Source organism: Pseudofrankia asymbiotica (genome assembly GCF_001983105.1).
Classification (GTDB): domain Bacteria; phylum Actinomycetota; class Actinomycetes; order Frankiales; family Frankiaceae; genus Pseudofrankia; species Pseudofrankia asymbiotica.
In genome coordinates this window covers 99,262-122,574 of record NZ_MOMC01000007.1, presented here as the reverse complement: position 1 = coordinate 122,574, position 23,313 = coordinate 99,262, and the positions used below count along the sequence as shown (strand labels likewise).

The following is a 23,313-nucleotide window of genomic DNA, read 5'->3' as shown; positions in this document are numbered from 1 at the left end:
GGCCTGAGCCGCCGAGGCCGTGCCAGGTCGAGGGCAGGAACTGGAAGAGGCCACCGGCGCCGATGGAGTTGACCGCGCGGGGGTTGCCGCCGGACTCGCACGGGATGACCGCGGACAGGAACCGCTGGGCCGAGGCAGGGTGGCTGGACGCGTGGGCGGGCGTGGTGACGGCGAGGCCGGTGCCGACGGCGGCGGCCAGTGCCGGGCCGAGGACGAGCGCGCGGACGCGGTTGGAGATGCCACGACGAGCCAAGAGTCTTCTGGTCCTTTCCCACGCCTACGAAGACGGACACGCGCGGCGGCCCACCACCGGACCGGGAAAGGGTCCGGCGGGGACCTGAAGGAATGCTGCGCTGGCCGTGACACGGATGGTGTCCGACGGTCCGTCTCCGGTCCCTGCCATCGGGTCCGAAGCCTGTGCGCCGTGTGCGGCGGGGGCAGTGATGCGGCGTCCCGCCCGGCGTGTGCCCCGATCGGGCACTGGAAACACCATGACAGCCAGCCCACCGGCCTGGCAAACCCCAAAAACAACGTGACCCRCATCACCCGCGTTTTTGCCCCGCCTAACCAGGTGATGCGATAAACCGAGCGGAAAAATACTCGCGCACCGTGCACGGAGGTATTCACCACGCGCCGACCGTTCGTCTACGTGACCGGGCCGTTCGTGCCCGGCGCGCTCCGTTTATGAGCCCCGCACGCGGCGTTCGTGACTGTGACGGTCCCCATACGCCCGCCAGCCGGTTTCGACATGAGATGATATATGGGCCTCTCTGACCGGAATCACCGTTCGGACCGGTCAGAGAGGCCGGAATGCGTCAGTCCACGGTCAGACCGAGGCGGGCGGTCTCGGCCGCCACGGCGCGCTCATGGGCCTGCTCGCGTTCCCTGGCCTTGCGAGGGCTCCACTCGCCGGCCATCGTGAAGATCAGCGGGATGAAGACGATCTGGCCGCCCAGGCAGATCCAGAACCACGTCTGCCATTGGTCAGGGGCCTTCCTCTGCGCGTCGATCACCTGCTGGCCGTGTTCCTGGAGGAAGGCCAGGTCCGCGGCCGGGATCTTTTTCGCGTCCAGGAGCCGCTGGATCGCCTCGGCCTGGGAGATGTGCGCCCCGGCGGCGACCTCGCCCGCGGCCTTCAGCCCGGCCGTCAGGTCGTTCGGGTTCTTCGCGAGCGCCGCGGCGGTGTCCGGGTCGACGAGCTGGATCGTCGCCAGCTGGGGTCCGTACTGGGCCTGGATGGCCTGGGCCCGCGGCCCGTGGTCCACCAGCGGGTCCAGCGAGTTGACGACCAGCGGAGYGGTGAAGGCCAGCGCCGCGACGACGATGCGCAGGATCCAGCCCCACACCGCGAGCCCGGTGGCGGTCAGCGCCGGGTTACGCCGCTCCACCGTCTCGGTGAAGCTCGCCATCCAGGGCGCGTAGGTGATTCCGAGGAACGCCCCCAGGCCCATCAGGATGAGGGCCAGGTGGTAATAGCCCGTGTCCGCCTGACCGGTCTGGCGGACGAGGACGAGCGTCATGGCGATCGTGCCGAGGGCGCCTRCCAGCATGAACGGTTTGCGCACCCGGAGGCGGTCCGAGGCGAGTCCGATGACCACCAGCAGGATGGCCTCGAACCCCCACATCCAGTTCCCGACGCCGTTGGCGTCCTGGTCCGTGAAGCTGAAGGTCGTCTCGAAGTAGACGACGAAGAACGCGACCGCCGTGTAGTAGATGAGCAGGAACACGGCGATGGCGAGCGCGGAGCCGACGACGTCGGGCTTCAGCACCTGCCGCCACGGCCGCTCCCGCGCGGCGTCGACGTCCACCCCGCGGGCCCGGGCCTCGACCAACGCCCGGTCGCGCAGCGAGACCATCAGCTGGTCGCGCAGCGGCGGGGACAGCTCCCGCAGCCCGACGAGGGCCACGACGAACACGACGAGGCCGGCCACGCCGCAGATGTAGAACTGGTCCCGCCAGGCGTGCAGGTGGCTGAGGGTGTTGCTGGCCACGGCCGAGACGACGAGGCTGCCGAGCACCGGCCCCAGCGTCCAGAAACCCATCGCGCTGGCGCGGCCGACCTGCGGCGAGAAGTCGCGCACCAACGCGGGGGTCGCCACCAGGATCATGCCCTCGACGAAGCTCAGCAGCGCGACCAGCACGGCGAACGTCATCTTGTTCGGGGCGTTCGGCACGCCGAAGAGAATGATGGCCCCCGTGAACCCCAGCCCGTAGGCGACGAGGTTCGCCCGGCCCCATCGGTCGGCGAGCCCCGCGACGAGCGAGGCGAACGCGCCGACCACGCTGGCGACGCCGGTCGTGTAGACGTAGAAGGTGAAGGACATGTCGAACTCCCGCAGGATCGCGGGGGCGACGCCACCCTGTACATAAAGCTCGTAGTACTGGACGACGGTGGCGAGGACGACGATGCATAAGTAGAGGTATCGCCGTGCGTTTGCCGGATAGCTGTGCAGCTGCCGGTGCCACAGGCGGCTCAACGGACCGGCGGGTGACTGGGAATCGAGGGGAACAGCGGTGGTCGTCACGGATGGCGCCCCTTCTCCGCGCAGGCGGACAAAACCGGGCTCGCCACCGGCCTGTGCTCGTTCCGGTGTCAGGTTGCCTCGTCGAACCGAATGGCTCGCGGATCGTCTCCAGATGTACTCGTGGCCGGCGGGGTTCTCATCGGACACGGCTCGGTTACTTGATCATAACGACGTGGTTGTCGAACGCAACCCCCACGCCGGGGGTTCAGAAGGCGCGCGGTCCGACCCGCCGAGTCGTCCCGCGCCGACGACCGTCCCGGCACCCGCTCGACCGCGGCGCCTGGCCGACCACGGCGTCCGGCCGACTGTGCCGCGTCGCCGACCGCTCGTCCAGCCAGCCAGCCGGCCGGCCGGCCACGCCGTCGGCGGCTAGCTGCTCAGGGCCCGCTGACCAGCGAGGACGACGGTGACCGTGTCGGCGAGCGAGGCGCGAACGCCGTCGAGGGTCATCCTGTCGCCCAGCCAGTAACGCAGGTCGCTGAGGAAGACCTTGCCGATGATGTTGGTGATCAGCTTGTCCCGATCGTCGACGATGTGGTCCGGGCCGAAGGCCGCGACACCAATGAGGCCGATCATGGCCTCGTCGACGTCGTCGATCTCGGTGCCGACGGTGGCCGAGGCCAGCGTCATCGCCTGGATCAGCGCCTCGGCCACCAGGCGGTCGCGGCCGAGCTCGTCGACCATCCGGTTCATCATCGCGAGCACCCGGGTCGCCGGGTCCTCGGAGCCGGCGGGCTGCGGCAGCACCGCGTCGCGCAGGCCGGAGAGATGGCGGGCCAGCGCCGAGGCCAGCAGGTGCACCTTGGACGGGAAGTAGCGGTAGAGGGTGCCCAGCGCGACACCGGCCTGCTCGGCCACCTCGCGCATCTGCACCTCGTCGTACCCGCCCCGGCTGGCCAGGGCGATCGCGGCGGTGAGCATCCGCTCCCGGCGAGCCTGCTGGGACGGCGTCGCCGTCGCCGCCGGTACGCCCTTGGGCGACGGCGGCGTGGTCGCCGACGTCACGGCCTCGCTCACCGGAACCCCCTCGTCGCTGACCAGCCCGCCGACCACCAAGAAACTAGATCCTGTTCTACTCTAGGCCCGCGAATCGCGCCCCGCAGGAGCACCCGCCGTGCCGGGCCGGTCGAACCGGCCAAAACCGTCCAGCCAGACGGTCACCCGGAGCACATCGGCCCAGGCCAGGAAGGCGATACCCATCGTTACCGGACAGCCGGGCGAGGCGTCCACCTTTGTTACCCAGATCGCGCGCCTATACCGCCCTATCGGCCCACTGGCACCTCCAGGGGACCAGGACAGGACATAGCGGGACAGGACATCGCCGCCGCCCCGCCCCTGTGTGGCGGGCGTCACTCGCGATCGCTACTATTCGTCTTAACTGTTCCGGATGCGTTGCATGGACCGCTTCATATCCGTTCACGAACGTCGCCCACCTGAGCCAGGCCGCGGGACGGCGAGTGGGCGTTCCAAACCCTCATCCGCGCTGTCCACTCTGAACGGATGGAGATCGGGGGGTCCCATGGTCGACAGTCAGGTCACCGAGAACATGGCGGGGAAGACCGCGCCGACTCCCGCCCCCGAACCCGCCCAGGGCCCGGACGGCGATCCCACGGAACCTGGAGAACCCGTCGATCCCGTCGATCCCGGCGAGCACGTCGACCTACGCATCGACATCCCGCACGGCGCCCGCGTCCACGACTACTTCCTGGGCGGCAAGGACCACTACCTCGCGGATCGCACGGCAGGCGAGGCGATCCTCGCCTCGGCACCCTGGATCACCGAGAACGTCCGCGCTGGTCGGAACTTCCTGGGCCGAGCCGTGCGCCTGCTGACCACCGAGCGCGGAATCCGCCAGTACCTCGACATCGGCGCGGGCCTGCCGACAGCCGGCAACACCCACGAGGTCGCCCAGCGGGCGGCGCCGGATGCCCGCGTCGTGTACGTCGACCGCGACCCGATCGTGCGGGCGCATGGGCGGGCGCTGCTGACCAGCACCCCCGAGGGGACCGCCGACTACCTGCTGGGCGATGTCCGCGAACCCGGCGACGTTCTCGCCCGCGCGGCGGACGTTCTCGACCTCACCCAGCCGGTCGGGCTGGTGCTCGTCGGGATCATGCACTACCTCCACCACGCGGACGGCCCCTGGGCGGCCGTGCGAACCCTGTCCGACGCGCTGCCCGCCGACAGCTATCTGGTGCTCACCCACCTGGGCATCGCCGAGGAGATCCCAAGCCTGGATGATGCCGTCATCACCCTGGACACCTCGGGCTACTCGCGGCCGCTCACGTCGATGGTCGAGCACTTCTACCCGCGTCCGCTCGACGAGATCAAACGGTTCTTCTATGGGTGGGAGCTGCTCGACCCCGGCGTCACGCTCGCGCCACACTGGCGCGCCGAAGATCCGGAGCTTGCGGGCGTCTGGGCCGCCGTGGCCCGAAAGCCCGGCTGACGGGCATCATCGTGCCCGGCCGCACCCAACTGCCCTGGTGGCCCTGGTCGAGCCCGGTCGGGGCTGACTCCCTCACACCAGGTAGCGGGCGAGGGCGTCGGCCACGCAGACGGGCTGGCCGGTCGTCTCGGCCGTCAGGGTGACGCGGTAGGTGGCCTGGAGGCCGCCGGGGACATCCGCCACGTCAAGAATGACCAGCCCGCCGCGGACGGCGCCGCCGACGGGAAGCGCCGACGGGAAGCGCACCGGGCCCGTGCCGTAGTTGACACCCATCGCGAAGCCGCGGACGTCGACGAGCCTGGGCAGCGCATGGTTCACCAGCGAGAGCAGGAGCAGCTCCGGGACCGGCCGCTCGGCATCCGGGCTGAGGCGCCCAGGCAGTCCGGGTGTGCCCGGCGGCCCGGGCGCGCCAGGCACGCCGGCCGCCGAGCCGGACCGCGGGCCGCCGATGGCGGCCTCGAACCCGTCGACCCGGTCGGCGCCGATCACCAACGGGTCGGTAGGGCCGGCCGTCCGGCCGGCCGAGGCCCGCAGCTCGTCCGGCCCGGTCAGTACCAGCGGCCCCGTGGTCATGGGACGAGTCGGTCCTCGGCTGGCGCGCCGCCTCCGGACGCCGCCAAAGCCTCGGCGGCGTGGCTCTGGCCCACCCCGCCGAGGCGGTCGAGCACCCCCGTGGCCTCGGCGATGATCCGCTCGACCAGGTCGGCCACGGTCGGGGTGTCCTCGATCAGGCCCGCCACCTGTCCGGACGTCATCAGGCCGAGGTCGTCGCGGCCCTCGACCATCGACGCGCGCAGCAGCACCGGGGTGTTCGCGCTCATCAGGACCTGGCTCCAGGACAGGCCACCGTGGGCGCGCAGCGCCCGGCCCTCACGCAGCAGCCCGCGCCAGCTGGCGCCGGTGCGCCGGCGCAACGCGGCCGCGTTGCGGACCGCGCGCGGCAGCCGGGTGAGCGGGCTGGCCGCCGTCAGCCCGTCGACGAGCGCAGTGCGCAGCACTCGGTGCGGGACGCCGTCGACACGGGTGGTCACGACGGTGCCGTCGAGGCCGGCGGCGAGGTAATGGGCTTTGACGTTGTCGGCGACGGTGCTGTCGGCGGTCAGGAGGAAGCGGGTGCCCATGCCGATGCCGGCCGCTCCGTACGCGAGGGCGGCGACCAGGCCGCGCCCGTCGAAGTAGCCGCCGGCGGCGACGACCGGGATGCCGACGGCGTCGACGACCTGCGGGATGAGCAGCGACGTGGGGACGGCGCCCGTGTGGCCACCGCCCTCGCCGCCCTGGACGAGCACCGCGTCGGCGCCCCAGGAGGCGACCTTCTCCGCGTGCCGGCGGGCGCCGACGGACGGCATCGTCACGATGCCGGCGTCGCGCAGCCGGAGAAGGAGGTCCTTGCGTGGCGCGAGCGCGAACGACGCGACCCGCACCCCCTCTCTGATCATCAGGCCGACCCGGTCCTCGACGTCCTCCGCGTCCGAGCGCAGGTTCACGCCGAACGGCGCGTCCGTGCGCTCCTTCACCGAGCGAATCGCGGTGGCGAGCTCGTCGAGGGTCATCGTCGCCGAGCCGAGGATGCCCAGTCCCCCGGCGGCGGCGGTCGCGGCGGTCAGCCGCGCGCCGGAGACCCAGCCCATCCCCGTCTGCACGATCGGGTACCGCACGCCGGTCAGGCGGGTGAACGCCGTCTGGAGCCTGGGATCGGCCGGCGGGGCTGGCGGAGTCGGCAGGGCCGGTGAGGCCGTCATGCCGGCACCTCCCGGAAGCGCAGGCCCTTCGGGTCGAACGCGTCGAGGAGGTCGAGCTCGGCCGGGGTCGGCGCCGGGGTCGTCGGGACGGCGCCCGGACCGCCGTCGGGAAGCGCCAGCGGGAATCCGGTGGCGGCGACGACCTCGTCGACGGTGACGCCGGGGTGCACCGACGCCAGCCGCAGCCGGTGGCCGGGACCGGCGAAGTCGAGCACGGCCAGGTCGGTGACGACTCGGCCGAGGCCGTGGAAGCGGCTCGCGGCCGGCCCGGCGGCAGCCGCCCGGTCATAGCCGACGCCGCAGACGACGTCGACGCGCTCGACGAACACGCGGGGGCCATGCCGGGGAACCCAGTAGCTGGTGCGGTGGTTGACGGTGTTGCCCGGGGCGCCGCGGGTGCCGATGAGCTGGGCCCTGGGATGGCCGTGCGGCCCGACGGCGGAGATGTTCATGTTGCCGTGGGCGTCCAGCTGCGACGGGATCATGACGACGTGGCGCCGGCCGGAGGCGACCACGTCGAAGACCGAGCGGAACGGCAGCCAGCCCTCGACGACGGCACCGGCGGGGACCGCGCCGAGTGGCGGCGGGTCGGCCATGAGCATCGCCTCTCCGTCGGAGAGCAACAGGTCCGGCGCGAAGGTGCGCCGGGCCAGGCGCACGCCGAGCGCGGGCGCCGTCCCGAAGGCGCTGGCCAGGATCTCGCCGGCGTCGCGGAACGCCTCCGCGCACGCGAGCGCGCAGACGTCCGCCCGCCGGGCGGCACGCGGCGCGGTCCCCGGGGCGCCGGCCATCCCCGTAGCACCGGCGGTCCCCGTGGCGCCGGCCGCCGTCGCGTCGAGCTGGGTCATCGCGCGCCCTCCTTCTCCCGCGCGCGGTCACCCGCGCGCCCGGCCGAGCCGCCGTCCGCGCGGACGGCGGCCTGGTAGGCGGCCTCGTCGCCCGCGAGGTAACGGTCGTGGAACGCCGCCCAGCCCGAGCCGTCGCCGCCGGCCGCGGTCACGTACACCCGCTGGAAGGCCTCGTCCCGGTCGTAGTCGGGCACGCAGCTGGTGAAGTGCGCGCCGTTCGGCGTCCCGACCACGGCGTCGACCATCATCCGGTTGATCCGCAGGGCCTGGACCGGTGCTTCCTTCGTCAGCTCGGCGGTCTCGACGACCCGCTCGCACGAGAGCACCCGGTGCCGGGCGGCCAGGCAGAACAGGTCGTCGAAGTACGGGTCCGGGCCGAGGAAGGCTGCGTTGCCGGCGGCGTCGGCCCGGTTCGCGTGCACGAACGCCACGTCGAGCGGCAGCGCCGGCATCGCGAGAAGCTCCTCCCCGTCGTCGTAGGGCGAGGTGACGGTGCGCAGGCCGGGGAACGTGGCCGGCACGTCGGAGCCGAGGCCGGCGCGGATCGGCAGGAACGGCAGCCGGTGCGCGGCGGCGAGCAGGCCCCACTGCAGCATGCCCTCGTCGAGCTCGGCGAACTCGATCTCGCCGCGCTGGCGGGCGGCGCGGAAGTGCGGCTCCAGCGGGACCGAGTCAAGCGAGACGAAGCCGCTGACCAGCTTGCGGATCTTGCCCGCGGCGGCGAGCAGCCCCACGTCCGGCCCGCCGTAGGTGACGACGGTGAGGTCGGTGGCCGGGCCGCGGGCGAGCGCCCTGACCAGGGCCATCGGCTTGCGGCGCGACCCCCAGCCGCCGATGCCGATGGTCATGCCGTTCTCCACCACCGCTACGGCGTCGGAGATCGTGAGCAGCTTCGCGCCCATCAACCGTCCCTGTGTCGTCTGCGCGGCCGTCGTCTCCGCGGCCGCGCGCGGGCCTGTGTCCGCCTGTGGCCGGGACGGGCCCGCGCCCAGGGGGCGCGTCGGCCGCGGCCGGGTCCCGCGGAACATCTACACAAGCGCTTGCTTGGTTCGGTAAGTTACCAGCCGTCGACGGCCGCCGCGAGAACCTCGCGGGCGCCCCGCGACGAAGCGAAGGGGTGACCACGTGAGCACAGGTGCAGGCGGCGGACGGGGCGCGATGCCGGAGCGAACCCGCGACGGGGCGGGTGAGAGCGGGATCTGCGCGGGCCGGGTGGTGATCGTGACCGGCGCCGGCCGTGGCATCGGCCGCGAGCACGCGCTGGAGTTCGCCCGTCAGGGCGCGCGGGTCGTCGTCAACGACGTCGGCGTCGCCCGCGACGGGGCGGCCGCCGGCGAACCGGTGGCGCGGACCGTCGTCGAGGAGATCAGGGCGCTCGGGGCCGAGGCCGTCGCGAACACCGACGACGTCGCCGACTGGGACGGCGCGAAGGCGCTGGTGGCGAGCGCGCTCGCGGCCTTCGGCCGGCTGGACGTCCTGGTGAACAACGCGGGCTTCGTCCGCGACCGGATGATCGTCTCGATGACCGAGCAGGAATGGGACGCGGTGGTGCGCGTCCACCTCAAGGGGCACGCGGCGCCGCTTCGGCACGCCGCCGCCCACTGGCGCGACGAGGCGAAGGCCGGGCGGCGCCCGGACGCCCGGGTCATCAACACGAGCTCCGGCGCCGGGCTGCAGGGAAGCGTCGGGCAGGCCAACTACGGCGCGGCCAAGGCCGGTATCGCCGCGCTCACGCTGACCGCGGCCACCGAGCTCGCCCGTTACGGAGTCACGGCGAACGCGATCGCGCCGTCGGCGCGCACCCGGATGACCGAGGGCGTGTTCGCGACGATGGACCGGCCGGAATCCGGATTCGACGCCATGGACCCGGCGAACATCGCGCCGCTCGTGGTGTGGCTCGGCAGCGAGCTGTCCGCGCACGTCACCGGGCAGGTGTTCGAGGTGGAGGGCGGCAGAATCGCGGTCGCCTCCGGCTGGCACCACGGCGTGCCGGCCGACCGCGGCGGCCGCTGGGACCCGGCCGACGTCGGCCCTGCCGTCGACAAGCTGCTCGCCGCCGCTCCCCCCGCCGAACCCGTCTATGGCTCCTGATGGACCTCCGAGCGCGCGAGGCTCCGCCATCGTCGCGCACCCTTCGGCCAGGGCTCCTGATGGACCTCCGAGCGCGCGAGGCTCCGCCATCGTCGCGCACCCTTCGGCCAGGGCTCCCGATGGACCTCCGAGCGCGCGAGGCTCCGCCATCGTCGCGCGACCTTTGGCCAGGGAGCTTGATGGACCTCCGAGCGGCTGATGGCTGGTCATCGGTCACCAGGGCCCCGAAGATCGGATGGGGCCGGTCTCCGGGGGAAGCGCCTTCGGTCAGGGAGCCTGACCGGCACACCTCTCACGAAGGGCTGCGCCCATGCTGTCCATACTTCGGTTCAACTTCGCGGTGCCGGGACTCGACCGGGGGGCACTCGCGGCGTCCTACCAGGCGGGCGTCGAGATGGCCCGGTTCGCCGACGAGAACGGGTTCGCGATGGTCTCCCTCGAGGAGCACCACGGCGCCGACAACGGCTGGAGCCCGGCGCCGCTGACGAACGCGGGACTCATCCTCGGGGCGACCAGGAAGATCCACCTCATCATCCAGGCGCTGCTGGTGCCGCTCTCCGACCCGCTGCGGCTGGCCGAGCAGCTCGCGGTGCTCGACCTGGCCGGCCGGGGACGGCTCACCGCCGTCGCGGGCCTCGGCTATCGGCCGGAGGAGTACGCGGACGCCGGGCTCGACTGGTCGCGGCGCGGGGCTCTCCTGGACGAGTCGCTGGCGGCGATCCTGGCCGCCTGGACCGGCGAGCCGTTCGAGTACCGCGGCCGGACGGTGCGGGTGACGCCGCCGCCGGCCAGCGCCCCGGCGCAGCTGCTGTGGGTCGGCGGGTCGGTGAAGGCGTCCGCGCGCCGGGCGGCCCGGCTGGGGCTGYCGCTGTGCCCGCCGAACACGCTGCCGGACCTCGAGGCGTACTACTACGAGCAGTGCGCCGAGCATGGCACGTCCGGATTCGTCATCATGCCACCCGCGGACACGGCGTTCGTGCACGTCGCCGAGGACCCGGAGAAAGCCTGGGCCGAGCTTGGCGAGCACTTCCTGCACGAGGCTCTGCTCTACTCGTCCTGGCAGCCGGAGGGCCAGACGTCAGCGGCGCACTCGCACGCGACGACGCTCGAGGAACTGCGCGCCGAGGGCCGGTACCGGATCCTCACCCCAGACGAGTGCGTCGAGCGGGCGGGAAACGCGACAGAGGGCGGAATGCCGCCGGTCACGGTCCTGCATCCGTTGTGCGGTGGAATGCCACCGGAAAGGGGCTGGGAGAGCCTGCGGCTCTATGCCGACGCGGTGCTCCCGCGGCTGGCCACCGAGGCTCAGCCGGCCGGCTGAGCCCGCGCGGGCGTCGAGAACCCACGGCCCCACTGCCCCGCGGCCCGCGGACCTGCGGGGTCGCGGACCTGCGCGGTCGCGGACCCGTGGTCCGCGACGGCCCGACGATCATGCCGGTTCCGGCACCCTGCGCACTGTCCGCCACGCTCCCTCGGCGCCGCGGTCGACGGGTGCGACCGATGACGCGCGCCCTCGGCCCGCACCGATGGTGACGGAACGCCGGCGGACGAGGCGGCGCCGTGGCCATGAGCGGCCTCGGCTGTGAACTTGCGAACGCCGGCGGCCGGGACTTTAGGCCTACCCTTTTGCCGCCCAAGTCCGGCACGGGACCGCGCGTGGTGCTCCAGTTGTGGGCACGCACGAGCGGCACTCCCCGGCGCCGCGGGCCACGTTTCTCCCCCGTGTACGCCGGGTGTTGTCCCACGTGGTCCTCTCGATGCCCGCGATACGTGAGGAACGGCGACCGGTACCCTCAAAAGGAACGCACCGGACAGCAACGGTCAGTAACCCTGAAAGCCGCCAACGGGGGGAAGTCGGCGAGGCCAGCGAACGGACGGCACGATGAGACGCGAACTTTGGCGCCTTATGTCTGTTTGCTTCCACGTCGGCGAGGGGACGGGTGGGGAAGGCCGGAAACGACGAGAGAGTGCTCGGGGTGGGATGACGACGCGGGCTCGGGAACTCCTGAACCGATCACGTGCGCTGCTGGGCGACCCCCGCGCGGCGGCCGCCCAGCTACTCGGCCCACAGCCGAAGAGGCCTGGCCTCGCCCGGACCTCCCCGCTGGCGGGCGCGGCGGYGCGCGCCGAGAAGGCCGGCCGGGACAGCCTGGCCGCCGGACCTCCGCCGGCCGGGCCGACGGAGGCCGAGGAGGCGCTGGCGGCCATCTGCGCGGACCTCGCGCTGCGTGATCTCAACCTGGTCGACTCGCTGCTCGCGCAGCTGGAGGAGATGGAGTCCCGGGAAGAGGACGCCGACCGGCTGTCGGAGCTCTACCGGCTGGACCACCTCGCCGCCCGGCTGCGGCGCAACGCCGAGAACCTGCGGGTGCTCGCCGGCCGCGACGCCGGCGACAGCGCGTCGGACACGTCGTCACTGGTCGACGTGATCCGCGGCGCGATGTCGTCCATCGACTACTACCAGCGGGTCAACGTCGGGCGGGTCGTCAGCCTGGGCGTCGTCGGGTTCGCGGCCGAGGACGTCAGCCGGCTGGTCGCGGAGCTCCTCGACAACGCGACGAAGTCGTCGCCGCCGCACTCGCCGGTCCGGATCGGTGCCCATCTCACCGAGCAGGGCAGCGCGCTGCTGCGGATCGAGGACGAGGGCATCGGGCTCCCCCCGGAGCGGCTGAGCCAGCTCAACGCGCGGCTGGAGGCCGAGCCGGTCCTCGACGACGACGCGGTGCGGCACATGGGGCTGGCCGTGGTGCGCCGGCTCGCCGCCAGGTACGAGATCAGGACCTGGCTTGACCACCGCCACCCGCACGGCACCACCGCGTCGGTCCTGCTCCCGGCGCCGCTCATCAGCGAGCTGTCCGATGCCGGCTGGTCGGGTCTGCGGACCGTGACCACCCCGTCGTCCGCATTCGGGGAGGGACCGGGCGAGGCGGCGCTCGCTGAGGCGAGCCGTGGCAACGGCAATGGCACGGTCAGCTCGCTGCCGGACCGGAAGGCGGCGAACGGGCGGGCGGGCTCGCGGGCCGCCGCGGCGGTCGCGGGCGTGCGCGACGCGCGGCCGGCGGGCGCGAACGGCGGGCAGGCCACCGGCCGGGCCGGCGGGCGTACGGATTCGGTCACCGGCCCCATGCGCGCGTCGACCGCGCCCGGGACGACGGCGAGCGGACTGCCGCGGCGGGTGTCCCAAAGCCTGCGCGACCCGCGCGGCGAGGAGGAGAGCCCGCCCGCCGGCGCGACGGAACCGGGCGGCGCGACCGGCGTCGGCAGCGCCCCGGCGCCCACGGAAGCCGACGTGCGCGCCGGCCACCAGAAACTACTGGCGGATCTCGGCGCGTTCTCCGAAGGAGAGCGAGCTGCCCTCGACGAGCTGCGACGGGACTGAGGCCGACGATGGTTACCCAGGAGCACAACCACCACGCCAGCCCGGACTTCACCTGGCTGATCGACGACTTCGTCCAGAAGGTGCACGGCGCCACCCATGCCCTGATCATGTCCGCGGACGGGCTCGCGCTGGCCTCGTCCCAGTCGATGAACACCGAGGAAGGGGAGCGTCTCGCGGCCATCGCCAGCGGGATGCTCGGCCTTGCCCGCAACAGCGCGGCCCTGTTCGGCAAGGGGGACTGCGAACAGATCATCGTCCGGCTCTCGCGCGGCTACTTCCTCTTCATGGGAATCGACGCCGGCGCCGGCCTCGCGGTGATGACCGGGCCGGACTGTGACATGAAGGTCGTCGGCTACGAGATGACCCAGTTCGTGATGCACGCCGGGCACGCCCTCACCCCGGAGAGGCGAGCGGACCTGCGGCGCGTCCTCGTCGGGCGCCGCCCGGCCGGCTGAGCCACCTCGAGTGGGTCCGGGACAACGGCCTCCGGGCGCACGAGAAAAGATCATTTTCGCAGGCCCGCTGGCCTTCGAGGAGACAGGGAAAGTGATGGCGGTGCCGCAGGAGTCGAGGCCGGTGAGGCCGGTCCACACCGCGCGCAGCAAGAGGGTCCGGCCGTACGCGCTGACCGGCGGGCGGACCAGGTCGCGCCACCATCTGCTGGTGGAGACCCTGGTGTCCGTGCCGCGGTACGACCCGGCGCTGAGCGAGGTGCTCATGCCGGAGTCGCAGGCGCTCTACGAGCGCGCCCGCTCGCAGCTGTCGATCGCCGAGCTGTCGGCGCTGCTGGCGATTCCACTCGGCGTCGTCCGCGTACTGATCAGCGACCTGGCGACGCAGGGCGCCGTGCTCATCCACCCGACGGCGCACGCCTTCCGCGACGACCGCAACGTACTCGAACGCATTCTCAGCGGCCTGCGGGAGCTTCCCGTCTGACGGCCCTCGGCGCCCCGCGCCCGCTCCGCACGGAGAGGTTCGGGTTCCGCCGCCGCCAGGTGCGCTGCCCCAGACCACGCCAGGACATTCAGGCGCCATGACTACAGGAACGCGGACGTGAGCCCTGCCGACATGACCCCCAGCGACCCGCGCCGCCCGGACGCGCGCGACAACGACGGCTCGAGCGGCGGCCCACTGACGATCTCGGCGAAGATCGTGGTCGCCGGCGGTTTCGGCGTGGGGAAGACAACCCTCGTCGGGGCGGTGTCCGAGGTCCCCCCGATCAACACCGAGGCGTGGATGACCGAGGCGAGCGAGGGCGTCGACGACCTGCCGCCGGGCGGCGGGAAGACGACGACGACCGTCGCGATGGACTTCGGCCGGATCACGCTGGACCCGGACCTCGTGCTCTACCTGTTCGGCACGCCGGGGCAGGCTCGTTTCTGGTTCATGTGGGACGACCTGTCGCGCGGTGCGCTCGGCGCGATCGTCCTGGTCGACACCCGCCGCCTGGACCAGTCCTTCGCGGCGATCAACTATTTCGAGAACGATTCCGACGTGCCCTTCATCGTCGCCGTCAATCTTTTTGACGGAAAACTGTGGCACGACCTCGCCGAGGTGCGGGAGGCTCTTGCGCTGAGCCCGCGGACCCCGTTGGTGACCTGCGACGCGCGCGAACCCGCGTCCGTCGTCGCGACACTGCGCGAGCTCGTGCTTTACACGATGTCGATGACGGAGACGCCGGATCCCAGGAGGGCACGAACACATGCGTAAAGTGCTGGTCGTCGGGGCTGGCCAGTCCGGGCTTCAGCTCGCGCTGATGCTCCAGGAACGTGAATACGACGTCACGGTGATGTCGGCACGCACGCCGGAGGAGATCCGGGGCGGCCGCGTCATGTCCACGCAGGGCATGTTCCACACGTCGTTGCAGCACGAGCGCGACCACGGCCTGAACCTGTGGGAGAAGGACGCCGTCCGCTTCGAAGGCCTCGGTGTGTCGGTCGCGACGCCCGACGGCGGGCGCGCGCTGGACTGGTTCGGCCTCCTCGACCACTACGGCCAGTCCATCGACCAGCGAGTGAAGATGGCGGGCTGGGCGGAGCTGTTCGAGCAGCGCGGCGGGAAGCTGCTCATCCACGGAGTTACCACCGCCGACCTGAACTCGCTCACGTCGCTCTACGACCTCGTCGTCGTCGCGGCGGGAAAGGGTGAGCTGGTCCAGCTGTTCGACCGCCACCCGGAGCGCTCGCCGTTCACCAGCCCGCAACGCGCGCTGTCGCTGGCCTATGTGCACGGCCTCGCGCCGCGCCCCGAGCACCCCGACCAGCCAGGCGTCCGGTTCAACATCGTGCCGGGTGTCGGCGAGCTCTTCATGATCCCGGGATACACGACCAGCGGGAACTGCGACATCCTCTTCTTCGAGGGGATTCCGGGCGGCCCGCTGGACTGCTGGTCCGACCAGCCGGGCCCGGACGAGCACCTGGCGCGCCTGCTCGACCTGATGCGGACGTACGTGCCGTGGGAGTACGAGCGCTGTGCGGACGTGGAGCTCACCGACGCGCGCGCCACGCTCGCCGGCGGCTACACCCCGGTGGTGCGCCGGCCGGTCGGCGAGCTGCCCGACGGCGGCATCGTGCTCGGYATGGCGGACGTCGTCGTCGCCAACGACCCGATCACCGGCCAGGGCTCGAACAACGCCTCGAAGTGCGCCGTGTCCTATCTGGACAGCATCCTCGCGCACGGCGACAAGCCGTTCGACCGCGTGTGGATGACGGCGACCTTCGAGAAGTACTGGGACTACGCCCAGTACGTCACCACGTGGACGAACGCGCTGCTCGGGCCGCCCCCGGAGCACGTGCTGCAGATCCTCGGCACCGCGCAGGCCAAGGACGCGGTCGCGCGCCGGTTCGTCAACGGCTTCGACAACCCGCCGGACTACTTCGAATGGTTCATGGACCCGGCCAAGACAGCCGCCTATCTGGCGACCGTTTAGGCGGTCCGATCGCCCACGCTCGGAGCCGGCCCCGCGACCGCGACGCGGGGCCGGTCCGCGTTCCGCCTCACGGCTGGGGCGACGCCGGCGCCGGGCTCGGTGGCGGGGCGGCCTGACCAGTGAGCAACGGCCCGACCTTGGCCAACAGCGGACCGAGCTGGTCTGACAACGGCGCGAGCTTGCTGAGCAGCTCGGGGCCAAGCGCCGGCGCGTCCTCGCCACCGGTCAGCGACGCCAGCATCGGCGTGAAGATCGGTCCCAGGGCCGGGCCGACGACGTCCATCATGCTGATGCCGACGTCCGCGCCAGGCCATTCGGCGGCGCCCACGTCCAGCAGGCCCAGCCACGGGTCGTTCGCGGCGTAGGTGACCGGGCGCGGCGGGCCGGCCGGCCACATGGCCCCCAGGATAAGCGCGAGGTAGGCCGGGTCCAGCCCGGTGAACAGGCCGCGCACGGCGGTACGCGGAGCCATCGCGCCCGGTACGTGCGCGGCCACCTCGACGGCGCCCAGCAAGGGGAAGACCGCGACCCGGTACTGCGGCCGGGAGAACAGGTAGCCGGGTGTGCCCGGCGGCACCGCCTCCCAGGAGCCGTCACCGAACACCAGGTGCCCGGGGCCCGGCAGGTACGGCGCCAGCTCGTCGATCGGTCCGATGTGGGCGATCTCGGCGATCGCGGTCCTGATGCTCACCCTGCCGTCGAGGGTCCGGATCCCGTAGGCCTGCAGCCGCCCCACCGTGTAGAGGTCGCCGCGGCCGGTCGGCACCTGGTCGAGCGCGGCGACCAGCGGCCCGGTGGCGAGGAACCCGGGAACGTCGAGCGTCCCGAGCGGGATGGTCGCCCGTTCGAGCCCGATCGGCCCGAACGGCGGCAGCCGCCCCGCGTCGGAAGCCGCCGGGACCGGCACCCCTGTGACGGCCGACGCGCCGGGCGCGCCGGCGACCCCGGCCGCCCCGACGCACCCGGCCGCGACCAACGTCACGGCCACGGCGCGAACGGCCCCACCAGGCCGGCCGCCTCGACTACGTGGAGTAACCATCGGCACGTAGGCTAACGGCGACGTGCCGGCCCTCCCGGCCGCCCGCGCCCCGGGCGTGGCGCCAGGCCGCGACCGGCCTCGCCAGCGGGCCGGGATTGGCGGCGGGCGCGGCCACGGACGTGGCCGGGCGGCGAGACGGGGCGACGGGGCGGGGCGGTTACGGATGCTGGCTGCTCACGGAAACGATCTCGCCGGTCATGTAGGTCGAGTAGTCGCTGGCGAGGAAGGCGATGACGGTGGCGACCTCCCAGGGCTCGGCGGCGCGGCCGAAGGCCTCCCGGCGGGAGAGCTCGGCGAGGAAGTCCTCGTCGCTGACCTTGGCGAGGAACGGGTGCATGGCCAGGCTCGGCGCCACGGCGTTCACCCGCACTCCGTAGGGCGCCGCCTCCATGGCGGCGCATCGGGTCAGTGCCATGACGCCGGCCTTGGCCGCGGCGTAGTGCGCCTGGCCGGACTGGGCGCGCCAGCCGACGACGGAGGCGTTGTTCACGATCACGCCGGCGCCGGCCGGCAGCATCCGGCGCAGGGCGGCCCTGGTGGCCCGCATAGTGCCGGTCAGGGTCACGTCCAGCACCGTCGACCACTGCTCGTCGGTCATCTCGGTCAGCGGCACGTCGCCGCCCAGGCCCGCGTTGTTGACGAGCACGTCGAGGCGGCCGTGGGTGTCGTGGACGGCGTCGAACAGGGCGCCGATCTGCTCCTCGCTGCGCACGTCGCAGGGCACCGCCAGCGGCGGCGTGCCGGCCAGCTCGCCGAGCTTCGTCGCGGCCTCGCCGAGGCGGCGGACGTGGTGGTCGGAGACGACGACCGTCGCGCCCTCCAACGCCGCCCGCCAGGCGGTGGCGAACCCGATGCCGGTGCCGGCGGCGGCGGTCACCAGGACGACCTTCCCTCGCAGGAGATCCCGCCCGGGCGGTGGCTCCGGCGCCGCGCGCGGACCCGCGGCCCGAGGGGTGTCGGAGATCTTCTCGTCAGGCACGCGGCAGCCCCAGCGTTCTCTCGGCGATGATGTTGCGCTGGATCTCGCTCGACCCGGCGTAGATGGTGTCGGCCCTGCTGAACAGGAACAGCGACTGTTCTGGCCGCGGCTCGTAGGGCTCGCCGGCCTCGCCCCCGGCGAGCATCGCCTCGGCGCCGAGCACGTCCATCGCGAGCTCGCCCAGCTGCTGGTGCCAGGTCGACCAGTAGAGCTTCCCGATCGACGACGCCGGGCCGGGCGGAACGTCGGCGGTGGCGTCCGTGAGCGTGCGCAGCGCGGTGAAGCGCATGATCTCGACGCCGATCCAGGCACGCACCAGGCGGTCACGCAGGTGCGGGTTCTCCCAGGCACCGTTGCGCTTGGCCAGGGCGATGATCCGCTCCAGCTCGCGCTTGAAGCCGACCTGCTGGCCGAGCGTGAACGTGCCGCGTTCGAAGCCGAGCGTGGCCATCCCGATCCGCCAGCCGTCACCTTCGGCTCCGACCAGGTTGGCCGCCGGCGTGCGCGCGCCGTCGAAGAAGACCTCGTTGAACTCCGACGTGCCGGTCATCGACACGATCGGGCGGATCTCGATGCCAGGCTGGCGCATCGGAACCAGCAGGTAGGACAGGCCCTTGTGCCGCGCCGAGCCGGGCTCCGTGCGCACCAGCGCGAACCCCCAGTCGGCCTGATGCGCGAGCGAGGACCAGACCTTCTGCCCGTGGATGACGTAGTCGTCGCCGTCGCGCCGGGCGCGGGTGGACAGCGCGGCCAGGTCGGAGCCGGCGCCCGGCTCGGAGTACAGCTGGCACCACAGCGCCTCGCCCGCCCGGATCGGCGGCAGCAGCCGGCGGCGCTGGTCCTCGGTGCCGAAGGCGATGAGCGTCGGGCCGACCATGCCGTCGCCGATCAGCCCTACCCGCGCCGGCGCGTCCGCCCGCGCGTACTCCTCGTGGAAGACGACCTGCTCGGCGACCGACAGCCCCCGTCCGCCGTACTCCTTCGGCCACGACAGGCAGGTCCAGCCGGCCGCGGCGAGGTGGCGCTCCCAGTCGAGGCGCAGCTCGAACGCCTCGTGCTCGCGCCCGGGGCCGCCGAGGCCGCGGGCCTTCGCGAACTCACCGGCCAGCGCGTCGGCCAGCCACGCGCGCACCCGCGCGCGGAAGCCGGACGCCTCCGCGCGGACCGCGCCCGGCGTCCCCGGCGTCCCTGACGTCCCGCTCGGCACCAGCTCGCTCGACACCACGGCAGACAGGCTAGCGCCCTGCCCAAGCTAGCGCTTGGTTTCGCGTCGCGGCCGGTGGCGACCCGACAGATCGCGCTCGCTCCGCGGCGCTTGCCTCCGGGCGTGACGGCGGCCGTGGCCGGGGCCGTGGTCACTCGGCGCGGGTCACCGGCAGGCGAGCGGCGCTAACCGACGGAGCGGGCGCGGATGCCGTCGAAGACGGTGGTGAGAAACTGCTCAGCCATTTCCGGCGGCCCGAGGGGTCCATCCGCGGAGTACCAGTGCACCGACACCCAGATCGCATCGCGCAGGAAACGGTAAGTCAGCCTGGGGTCGAGCTCGGCGCGCAGCTCACCGGCGGCGACGCCGTCGCGCAGGGCCGCGAGCCACAGCCGCTGGCTTTCTTCCTCGGATACGCGCAGGTAGGCGAACCGCGGCAGCGTCGCCAGGTAGCCGCGCTCGTTCTGGAACACGGTGACGGCGGCGCGGTGCCGCGCGATCGCGGCGAACGCGGCCTTCACCAGCGCGGCGATCGTGTCGCTCGGCCCGGCCTGCGCGGCGGCGATCGCGGCGTACTGGGCGTGCAGGTCGTCGAGAAAGCTCGACAGCAGCTCGTCGACGATCGACTCCTTGGAGTCGAAGTGGTGGTAGAGGCTGCCAGAGAGCATGCCGGCGGCGTCCGCGATCTCCCGGACCGTCGTCGCCCGGTAGCCTCGCTCGGCGAACAGGCCGGCGGCGATCTCGACGATGGCCGCGCGCCGCTCCGACTCGCCGGCCGTCGCAGCTCGCCCGCCCCTGGCGGCGCGGGCGGTCCTGCCGTGGCGCCCCGCGCGCGGGGGGGCTGGCGTTTCGGTTTCCGCTTCGAGGTCCACACCCGCATTATCGCCTGTCAACCAAGCGCTTGGTCGGTTCCGTGCCGCGTGGCCGTCCCGGTGACGGCGACCGGCGCCGCGACAGAGCGACCCAGTGACCGCCGCCGGCGGTCCGCCGGCGGCACAACACGCCGAGGAATCCGCGCGACGCGGCGCGCCACGGGCACACCTGCCCTCCCGCGACCCCATCCGGAAACGTATGGTCGGAGGCGTGGTACCCGATGCCGACGGATTCGCGGACGATACCGGTGACGACCGCCTGGGCGCCGGCGGCCTCCTTGACGAGGTCATGACCGACGCCGATGTCTTCGGTAGTGACGTCCTGACCGACCAGACAGCGGACGACGCCGTCCTCACCGCCCGGATACGGCGCCGATCGCCGGGCTCGCTCGAGGCGGAGATCCTCAACGTGCTGCACACGGCACGCCGAGAACTCTCGCCCGCCCAGGTGCGCGAACGCCTGGTCAGCGGCGCCACGCTGTCGTACAGCGCCGTGGTCACGACGCTGACCCGCCTGCACGGCAAGGGCGTGGTCACCCGGCGCCGAGTCGGCCGCGCCTTCCTCTACCTGGCGGAGTCCGACGCGGCGAGCCTGGTCGCGTGGCGCATGAACCGCCTGCTCGACGAGCAGGCGGACCACCGCCCGGCGCTCACCCACTTCGTCGCCGCGCTCTCCCCCGGCGACGAGGCGCTCATCCGTCAGTTGCTCGCGGAGAGCCCCGCGGACCAGGCCGCGCCTTCCACCGGCCATGTGCCGGGCCAGGGCGGGCCGGACGGCGCCGGGCGCGCCCCCCTCGACGAGCAGGGCGCTGGCGAGACAGGCCCGTGGGACAGGAGGCACGGCTCCGGCGACGGCCGCGCACCGGCCGGGCACTAGATGGTCGGCGAGCTGGTCCTCTGCGCACTGATCGCCCCGCTGCTCGGCACGCTCGTGATGCGCCTGCTCGCGGACCGGGTGGCCGCGGGCATCGCCGTCGTCGCCTTCACGGTCTCGGCCTGCCTGCTCGCGCTCGGGACGGCGCTGGTGCTGCTCGCTGGCGGCATCCACACGACGACGACGCTGCTGAACACCGGTAGGCGCGGGTGGACCGCCGAGGCCTGGGCCGACGCCGGCCAGGACGTGTGGCTGTCCGGGCCGTGCGCGCTCGTCGCCGTCGTGGCCGCCGTCTCGGCGGCGCGGGCGTGGCGGGCGCAGCGGACCGCCCTGCGGGCCGCCGGTGACGAGGCGGCCGCGCTGCCCGGCGAGGACGTCGTCGTGGTCGTCCCCAGCGAGCACCCGGACGCGTTCACGCTGCCCGGTTCGCCCGGCCGGATCGTGGTCACCGAGTCCATGCGCGCGGCGCTGAGCCCGGACGAGCTGGGGGTGGTGCTCGCGCACGAACGTGCCCACCTCCGCGGCCGCCATCATCGCTACGTCGACGCGGCGAGGCTCGCCGCCGCCGGCCAGCCACTGCTGCGGCCGGTCGCCCGGCTGGTCGAGTACGGCGTGGAGCGCTGGGCCGACGAGCGCGCCGCGGTCGAGGTCGGCGACCGGGTGCGGGTCGCCCGGGCGATCGGCACGGTAGCCCTGGTCACCGCCGCGGCTGGCCCGCCGTCATCGCCTGGCTTCGCCTCGCCCGGTTCCTGGTGCCCGGCCGGTCACGCGTCGCTGGGCTCCGCGCCGTCCGCGCTGCGCATCGCCGCCCCCGTCTGGCTGGAGGAGCCCGCGCGCTCCGCGGCCGCGTTGTCCCGCCGCGCGCGGCGGGTCGAGCGGGCCGGGCGGCCCCCGCTCGCCGGGCGCGCTCCCCGACCGGGCCCGGTCCCGCGCCGGGTCCGGGCCCTCCTGCGCCCGCTGCCCGCCTCGAGCCACCTGATGCTGCTGACGATCCCCGCGCTCCTGTCGCTCGGCTCCTGCTTCTTCGCCGGCAATATCTGCTACGACCTGCATCTCCCCCTGGCCGTGGCGCTCGAGTTCGAAGCCCAGCTATAAGCGAACGGGCCCGGGTCGGCCGCCCACGACCGGCGCGATGGAGGACTGGTCGCGAGCCGTCCGGGAGTTGACGGTGGTCAGTCGGCGACGGCCCGCTCGGCGACGACGCCGACGGGAGTGAGGCGGACCAGCAGCTCGCCGGGTACGCCGTTGCGGCGGCCGAACTCCTCGGCGCGGTCGGCGCCCATGTAACGTCCACCGATCGCGGCCGCCCAGCGGCGCACCTCGGCGAGGTCCTCCGAAATGGTCACGGTGCCGCTCACGACCACGAACGAGTACGGCGGCGTGTCGTCATCCACGCACAGGCTGGCACGCCCGTCCCGGCGCAGGTTGCGCCCCTTCACCGTCTCGGTGCCGGTGTTGAACAGGATGTCGTCACCGTCGAGCACGAACCAGATCGGGGCGATGTGCGGCCGCCYGTCCGCCCGGACCGTCGCGAGCTTCCCCGTCCGCGTGCCCGCCGCCGCGAACTCCCGCCACTCCCCCGCGCTCATCGCCACCATGCCCCCACCCTCGCACACCCTCAGCGGGGCGACATACCCATACGGCGATCATGAAAGGAGCCCGTCGCCCGGATGCCGGTGATCGCCGCTGGAGGATGCGAGCTCGCGTCCGGCGGCCTGTCGACCGACCCGTCGACGACCACCCCGCAGGATCCGTGGAGCGCGGAGTTGGATATGGGTGTGGGAACCGAGGTTCGTCGTGTCGCGGCACCCGACGGCGCGCGACTGCGCGAGGTGCGGCTGGCGGCGCTCGCCGACGCGCCCCGCGCGTTCTGGCAGACGTTCGACGGCGAGTCCGCACGACCGCTCGACGACTGGCACCGTCGTGCCGCCCGGGGCGCCGCGGGGGACGCGCACGCGATGTTCCTGCTGGAGCGCGACGGCGAGCCGGTCGGGATGATCGATGTCCACCGGCCGTCGATGGCCCCGGAGTTCCGCGAGCTGGCCGCGATGTGGGTGGCGCCGGCCGCGCGCGCCACCGGCGCGGCCGACCTGCTGATCGGCGCCGCCCTGGACTGGGCACGCTCGGTCGGCGCGGTCGGGGTCCGGCTGTGGGTGGAGGTCGCGAACCTCGCGGCGCAGCGGGCCTACCGCCGGCACGGGTTCCAGCAGATCGGCGGCCCCGATCGCGACCACGCCGACCCGGCCGGCAAGTCCTACCTGCTGATGGCGCTCCCGCTCAGCCCCGAGACGGCGGCGTCCCCGACCTTCCTGGCCCGCGCGAGCGCCCCCTGGACCGACGAGTCCGCCTGAAGCCGCCGACCCAGAGCCGTCCGTGAACAGG

Annotated in this window: 23 protein-coding genes; 11 read left to right on the top strand and 12 right to left on the bottom strand. The window is 73.0% G+C overall.

Annotation, left to right across the window (positions count from 1 at the left end; translation table 11 throughout):
* From BL253_RS02980 to BL253_RS02970, 3 genes are all read right to left on the bottom strand, one after another.
* A partial coding sequence (locus BL253_RS02980; RefSeq protein ID WP_076813362.1) for a transglycosylase SLT domain-containing protein occupies positions 1–253 on the bottom strand: 253 nt, incomplete at its 3' end.
* A gap of 562 nt (positions 254–815) precedes the next feature.
* Positions 816–2,525 carry an MFS transporter gene (locus BL253_RS02975; protein ID WP_076813360.1) on the bottom strand — a complete coding sequence of 570 codons (1,710 nt, stop codon included), beginning with the start codon at positions 2,523–2,525 and terminating at the stop codon, positions 816–818.
* Positions 2,526–2,894: 369 nt separating this feature from the next.
* Positions 2,895–3,542: a TetR family transcriptional regulator gene (locus BL253_RS02970; protein WP_076813397.1), complete on the bottom strand. Its 648-nt coding sequence runs from the start codon at positions 3,540–3,542 to the stop codon at positions 2,895–2,897.
* Positions 3,543–4,044: 502 nt separating this feature from the next.
* On the opposite strand from BL253_RS02970, the gene BL253_RS02965 reads away from it, so the two are divergent.
* Positions 4,045–4,974: an SAM-dependent methyltransferase gene (locus BL253_RS02965; RefSeq protein ID WP_081437931.1), complete on the top strand. Its 930-nt coding sequence runs from the start codon at positions 4,045–4,047 to the stop codon at positions 4,972–4,974.
* A 72-nt stretch (positions 4,975–5,046) separates the two neighbouring features.
* On the opposite strand, the gene BL253_RS02960 is transcribed toward BL253_RS02965, so the two are convergent.
* The 4 genes from BL253_RS02960 to BL253_RS02945 are packed head-to-tail and all read right to left on the bottom strand — an operon-like array spanning position 5,047 to position 8,466.
* On the bottom strand, positions 5,047–5,547 hold the full coding sequence (locus tag BL253_RS02960) for a hotdog family protein (RefSeq protein ID WP_076813358.1): 501 nt from the start codon (positions 5,545–5,547) through the stop codon (positions 5,047–5,049).
* Positions 5,544–6,716 (bottom strand): NAD(P)H-dependent flavin oxidoreductase, encoded by a 1,173-nt coding sequence (locus BL253_RS02955; RefSeq protein ID WP_076813356.1) that lies wholly within the window; start codon positions 6,714–6,716, stop codon positions 5,544–5,546. Before BL253_RS02955 ends, BL253_RS02960 begins: the two co-directional genes overlap by 4 nt.
* Positions 6,713–7,564: a CoA-transferase subunit beta gene (locus BL253_RS02950; RefSeq protein WP_198946136.1), complete on the bottom strand. Its 852-nt coding sequence runs from the start codon at positions 7,562–7,564 to the stop codon at positions 6,713–6,715. The genes BL253_RS02955 and BL253_RS02950 overlap by 4 nt, the downstream gene beginning before the upstream one ends.
* Positions 7,561–8,466: a CoA transferase subunit A gene (locus BL253_RS02945; RefSeq protein ID WP_076813354.1), complete on the bottom strand. Its 906-nt coding sequence runs from the start codon at positions 8,464–8,466 to the stop codon at positions 7,561–7,563. The genes BL253_RS02950 and BL253_RS02945 overlap by 4 nt, the downstream gene beginning before the upstream one ends.
* Before the next feature lie 256 nt (positions 8,467–8,722).
* Here BL253_RS02945 and BL253_RS02940 point away from each other — a divergent pair, with 256 nt between their 5' ends.
* The 7 genes from BL253_RS02940 to BL253_RS02910 all read left to right on the top strand — a co-directional run bounded on the left by BL253_RS02940 (position 8,723) and on the right by BL253_RS02910 (position 15,963).
* On the top strand, positions 8,723–9,655 hold the full coding sequence (locus tag BL253_RS02940) for an SDR family oxidoreductase (RefSeq protein WP_076813352.1): 933 nt from the start codon (positions 8,723–8,725) through the stop codon (positions 9,653–9,655).
* 310 nt (positions 9,656–9,965) lie between these two features.
* Positions 9,966–10,976: an LLM class flavin-dependent oxidoreductase gene (locus BL253_RS02935; protein ID WP_076813350.1), complete on the top strand. Its 1,011-nt coding sequence runs from the start codon at positions 9,966–9,968 to the stop codon at positions 10,974–10,976.
* Between the two features lie 660 nt (positions 10,977–11,636).
* Complete coding sequence (locus BL253_RS02930) at positions 11,637–13,034, top strand: sensor histidine kinase (protein WP_076813348.1); 1,398 nt, start codon at positions 11,637–11,639, stop codon at positions 13,032–13,034.
* 8 nt (positions 13,035–13,042) lie between these two features.
* Positions 13,043–13,489 (top strand): roadblock/LC7 domain-containing protein, encoded by a 447-nt coding sequence (locus tag BL253_RS02925; protein WP_076813347.1) that lies wholly within the window; start codon positions 13,043–13,045, stop codon positions 13,487–13,489.
* 94 nt (positions 13,490–13,583) lie between these two features.
* On the top strand, positions 13,584–13,970 hold the full coding sequence (locus tag BL253_RS02920) for a DUF742 domain-containing protein (RefSeq protein ID WP_076813345.1): 387 nt from the start codon (positions 13,584–13,586) through the stop codon (positions 13,968–13,970).
* 132 nt (positions 13,971–14,102) lie between these two features.
* On the top strand, positions 14,103–14,744 hold the full coding sequence (locus tag BL253_RS02915) for a GTP-binding protein (RefSeq protein WP_420801615.1): 642 nt from the start codon (positions 14,103–14,105) through the stop codon (positions 14,742–14,744).
* Complete coding sequence (locus tag BL253_RS02910; RefSeq protein WP_076813343.1) at positions 14,737–15,963, top strand: styrene monooxygenase/indole monooxygenase family protein; 1,227 nt, start codon at positions 14,737–14,739, stop codon at positions 15,961–15,963. Before BL253_RS02915 ends, BL253_RS02910 begins: the two co-directional genes overlap by 8 nt.
* 67 nt (positions 15,964–16,030) lie before the next feature.
* Here the strand turns inward: BL253_RS02910 and BL253_RS02905 are convergent, their stop codons facing one another.
* From BL253_RS02905 to BL253_RS02890, 4 genes are all read right to left on the bottom strand, one after another.
* Complete coding sequence (locus BL253_RS02905) at positions 16,031–16,951, bottom strand: hypothetical protein (RefSeq protein ID WP_241834462.1); 921 nt, start codon at positions 16,949–16,951, stop codon at positions 16,031–16,033.
* Between the two features lie 208 nt (positions 16,952–17,159).
* The gene (locus BL253_RS02900; protein ID WP_096335896.1) at positions 17,160–17,981 is read right to left on the bottom strand and encodes an SDR family oxidoreductase; all 822 of its coding nucleotides are present in this window, start codon (positions 17,979–17,981) and stop codon (positions 17,160–17,162) included.
* Positions 17,974–19,206 (bottom strand): acyl-CoA dehydrogenase family protein, encoded by a 1,233-nt coding sequence (locus BL253_RS02895; protein ID WP_241834461.1) that lies wholly within the window; start codon positions 19,204–19,206, stop codon positions 17,974–17,976. The genes BL253_RS02900 and BL253_RS02895 overlap by 8 nt, the downstream gene beginning before the upstream one ends.
* A 164-nt stretch (positions 19,207–19,370) precedes the next feature.
* Positions 19,371–20,057 carry a TetR/AcrR family transcriptional regulator gene (locus tag BL253_RS02890; RefSeq protein WP_076813340.1) on the bottom strand — a complete coding sequence of 229 codons (687 nt, stop codon included), beginning with the start codon at positions 20,055–20,057 and terminating at the stop codon, positions 19,371–19,373.
* Between the two features lie 211 nt (positions 20,058–20,268).
* Between BL253_RS02890 and BL253_RS02885 the strand changes: the two genes are divergently transcribed.
* A complete protein-coding gene (locus BL253_RS02885) occupies positions 20,269–20,934 on the top strand; it encodes an acetyl-CoA sensor PanZ family protein (RefSeq protein WP_241834460.1) in 666 nt (221 codons plus the stop codon).
* Complete coding sequence (locus tag BL253_RS02880; RefSeq protein WP_076813336.1) at positions 20,935–22,026, top strand: M56 family metallopeptidase; 1,092 nt, start codon at positions 20,935–20,937, stop codon at positions 22,024–22,026.
* Between the two features lie 77 nt (positions 22,027–22,103).
* Here BL253_RS02880 and BL253_RS02875 read toward each other — a convergent pair whose 3' ends face one another.
* On the bottom strand, positions 22,104–22,529 hold the full coding sequence (locus tag BL253_RS02875; protein ID WP_076813335.1) for a PPOX class F420-dependent oxidoreductase: 426 nt from the start codon (positions 22,527–22,529) through the stop codon (positions 22,104–22,106).
* A 72-nt stretch (positions 22,530–22,601) separates the two neighbouring features.
* Here BL253_RS02875 and BL253_RS02870 point away from each other — a divergent pair, with 72 nt between their 5' ends.
* Positions 22,602–23,282 (top strand): GNAT family N-acetyltransferase, encoded by a 681-nt coding sequence (locus BL253_RS02870; RefSeq protein WP_241834459.1) that lies wholly within the window; start codon positions 22,602–22,604, stop codon positions 23,280–23,282.
* Positions 23,283–23,313: the final 31 nt, after the last annotated feature.

Coding starts and splice junctions, on each gene's coding strand:
- BL253_RS02965 (WP_081437931.1), top strand. CDS start 4,045: ATGGTCGACAGTCAGGTCACCGAGAACATGGCGGGGAAGACCGCGCCG.
- BL253_RS02960 (WP_076813358.1), bottom strand. CDS start 5,547: ATGACCACGGGGCCGCTGGTACTGACCGGGCCGGACGAGCTGCGGGCC.
- BL253_RS02955 (WP_076813356.1), bottom strand. CDS start 6,716: ATGACGGCCTCACCGGCCCTGCCGACTCCGCCAGCCCCGCCGGCCGAT.
- BL253_RS02950 (WP_198946136.1), bottom strand. CDS start 7,564: ATGACCCAGCTCGACGCGACGGCGGCCGGCGCCACGGGGACCGCCGGT.
- BL253_RS02945 (WP_076813354.1), bottom strand. CDS start 8,466: ATGGGCGCGAAGCTGCTCACGATCTCCGACGCCGTAGCGGTGGTGGAG.
- BL253_RS02940 (WP_076813352.1), top strand. CDS start 8,723: ATGCCGGAGCGAACCCGCGACGGGGCGGGTGAGAGCGGGATCTGCGCG.
- BL253_RS02925 (WP_076813347.1), top strand. CDS start 13,043: ATGGTTACCCAGGAGCACAACCACCACGCCAGCCCGGACTTCACCTGG.
- BL253_RS02920 (WP_076813345.1), top strand. CDS start 13,584: ATGGCGGTGCCGCAGGAGTCGAGGCCGGTGAGGCCGGTCCACACCGCG.
- BL253_RS02915 (WP_420801615.1), top strand. CDS start 14,103: ATGACCCCCAGCGACCCGCGCCGCCCGGACGCGCGCGACAACGACGGC.
- BL253_RS02880 (WP_076813336.1), top strand. CDS start 20,935: ATGGTCGGCGAGCTGGTCCTCTGCGCACTGATCGCCCCGCTGCTCGGC.
- BL253_RS02870 (WP_241834459.1), top strand. CDS start 22,602: ATGCCGGTGATCGCCGCTGGAGGATGCGAGCTCGCGTCCGGCGGCCTG.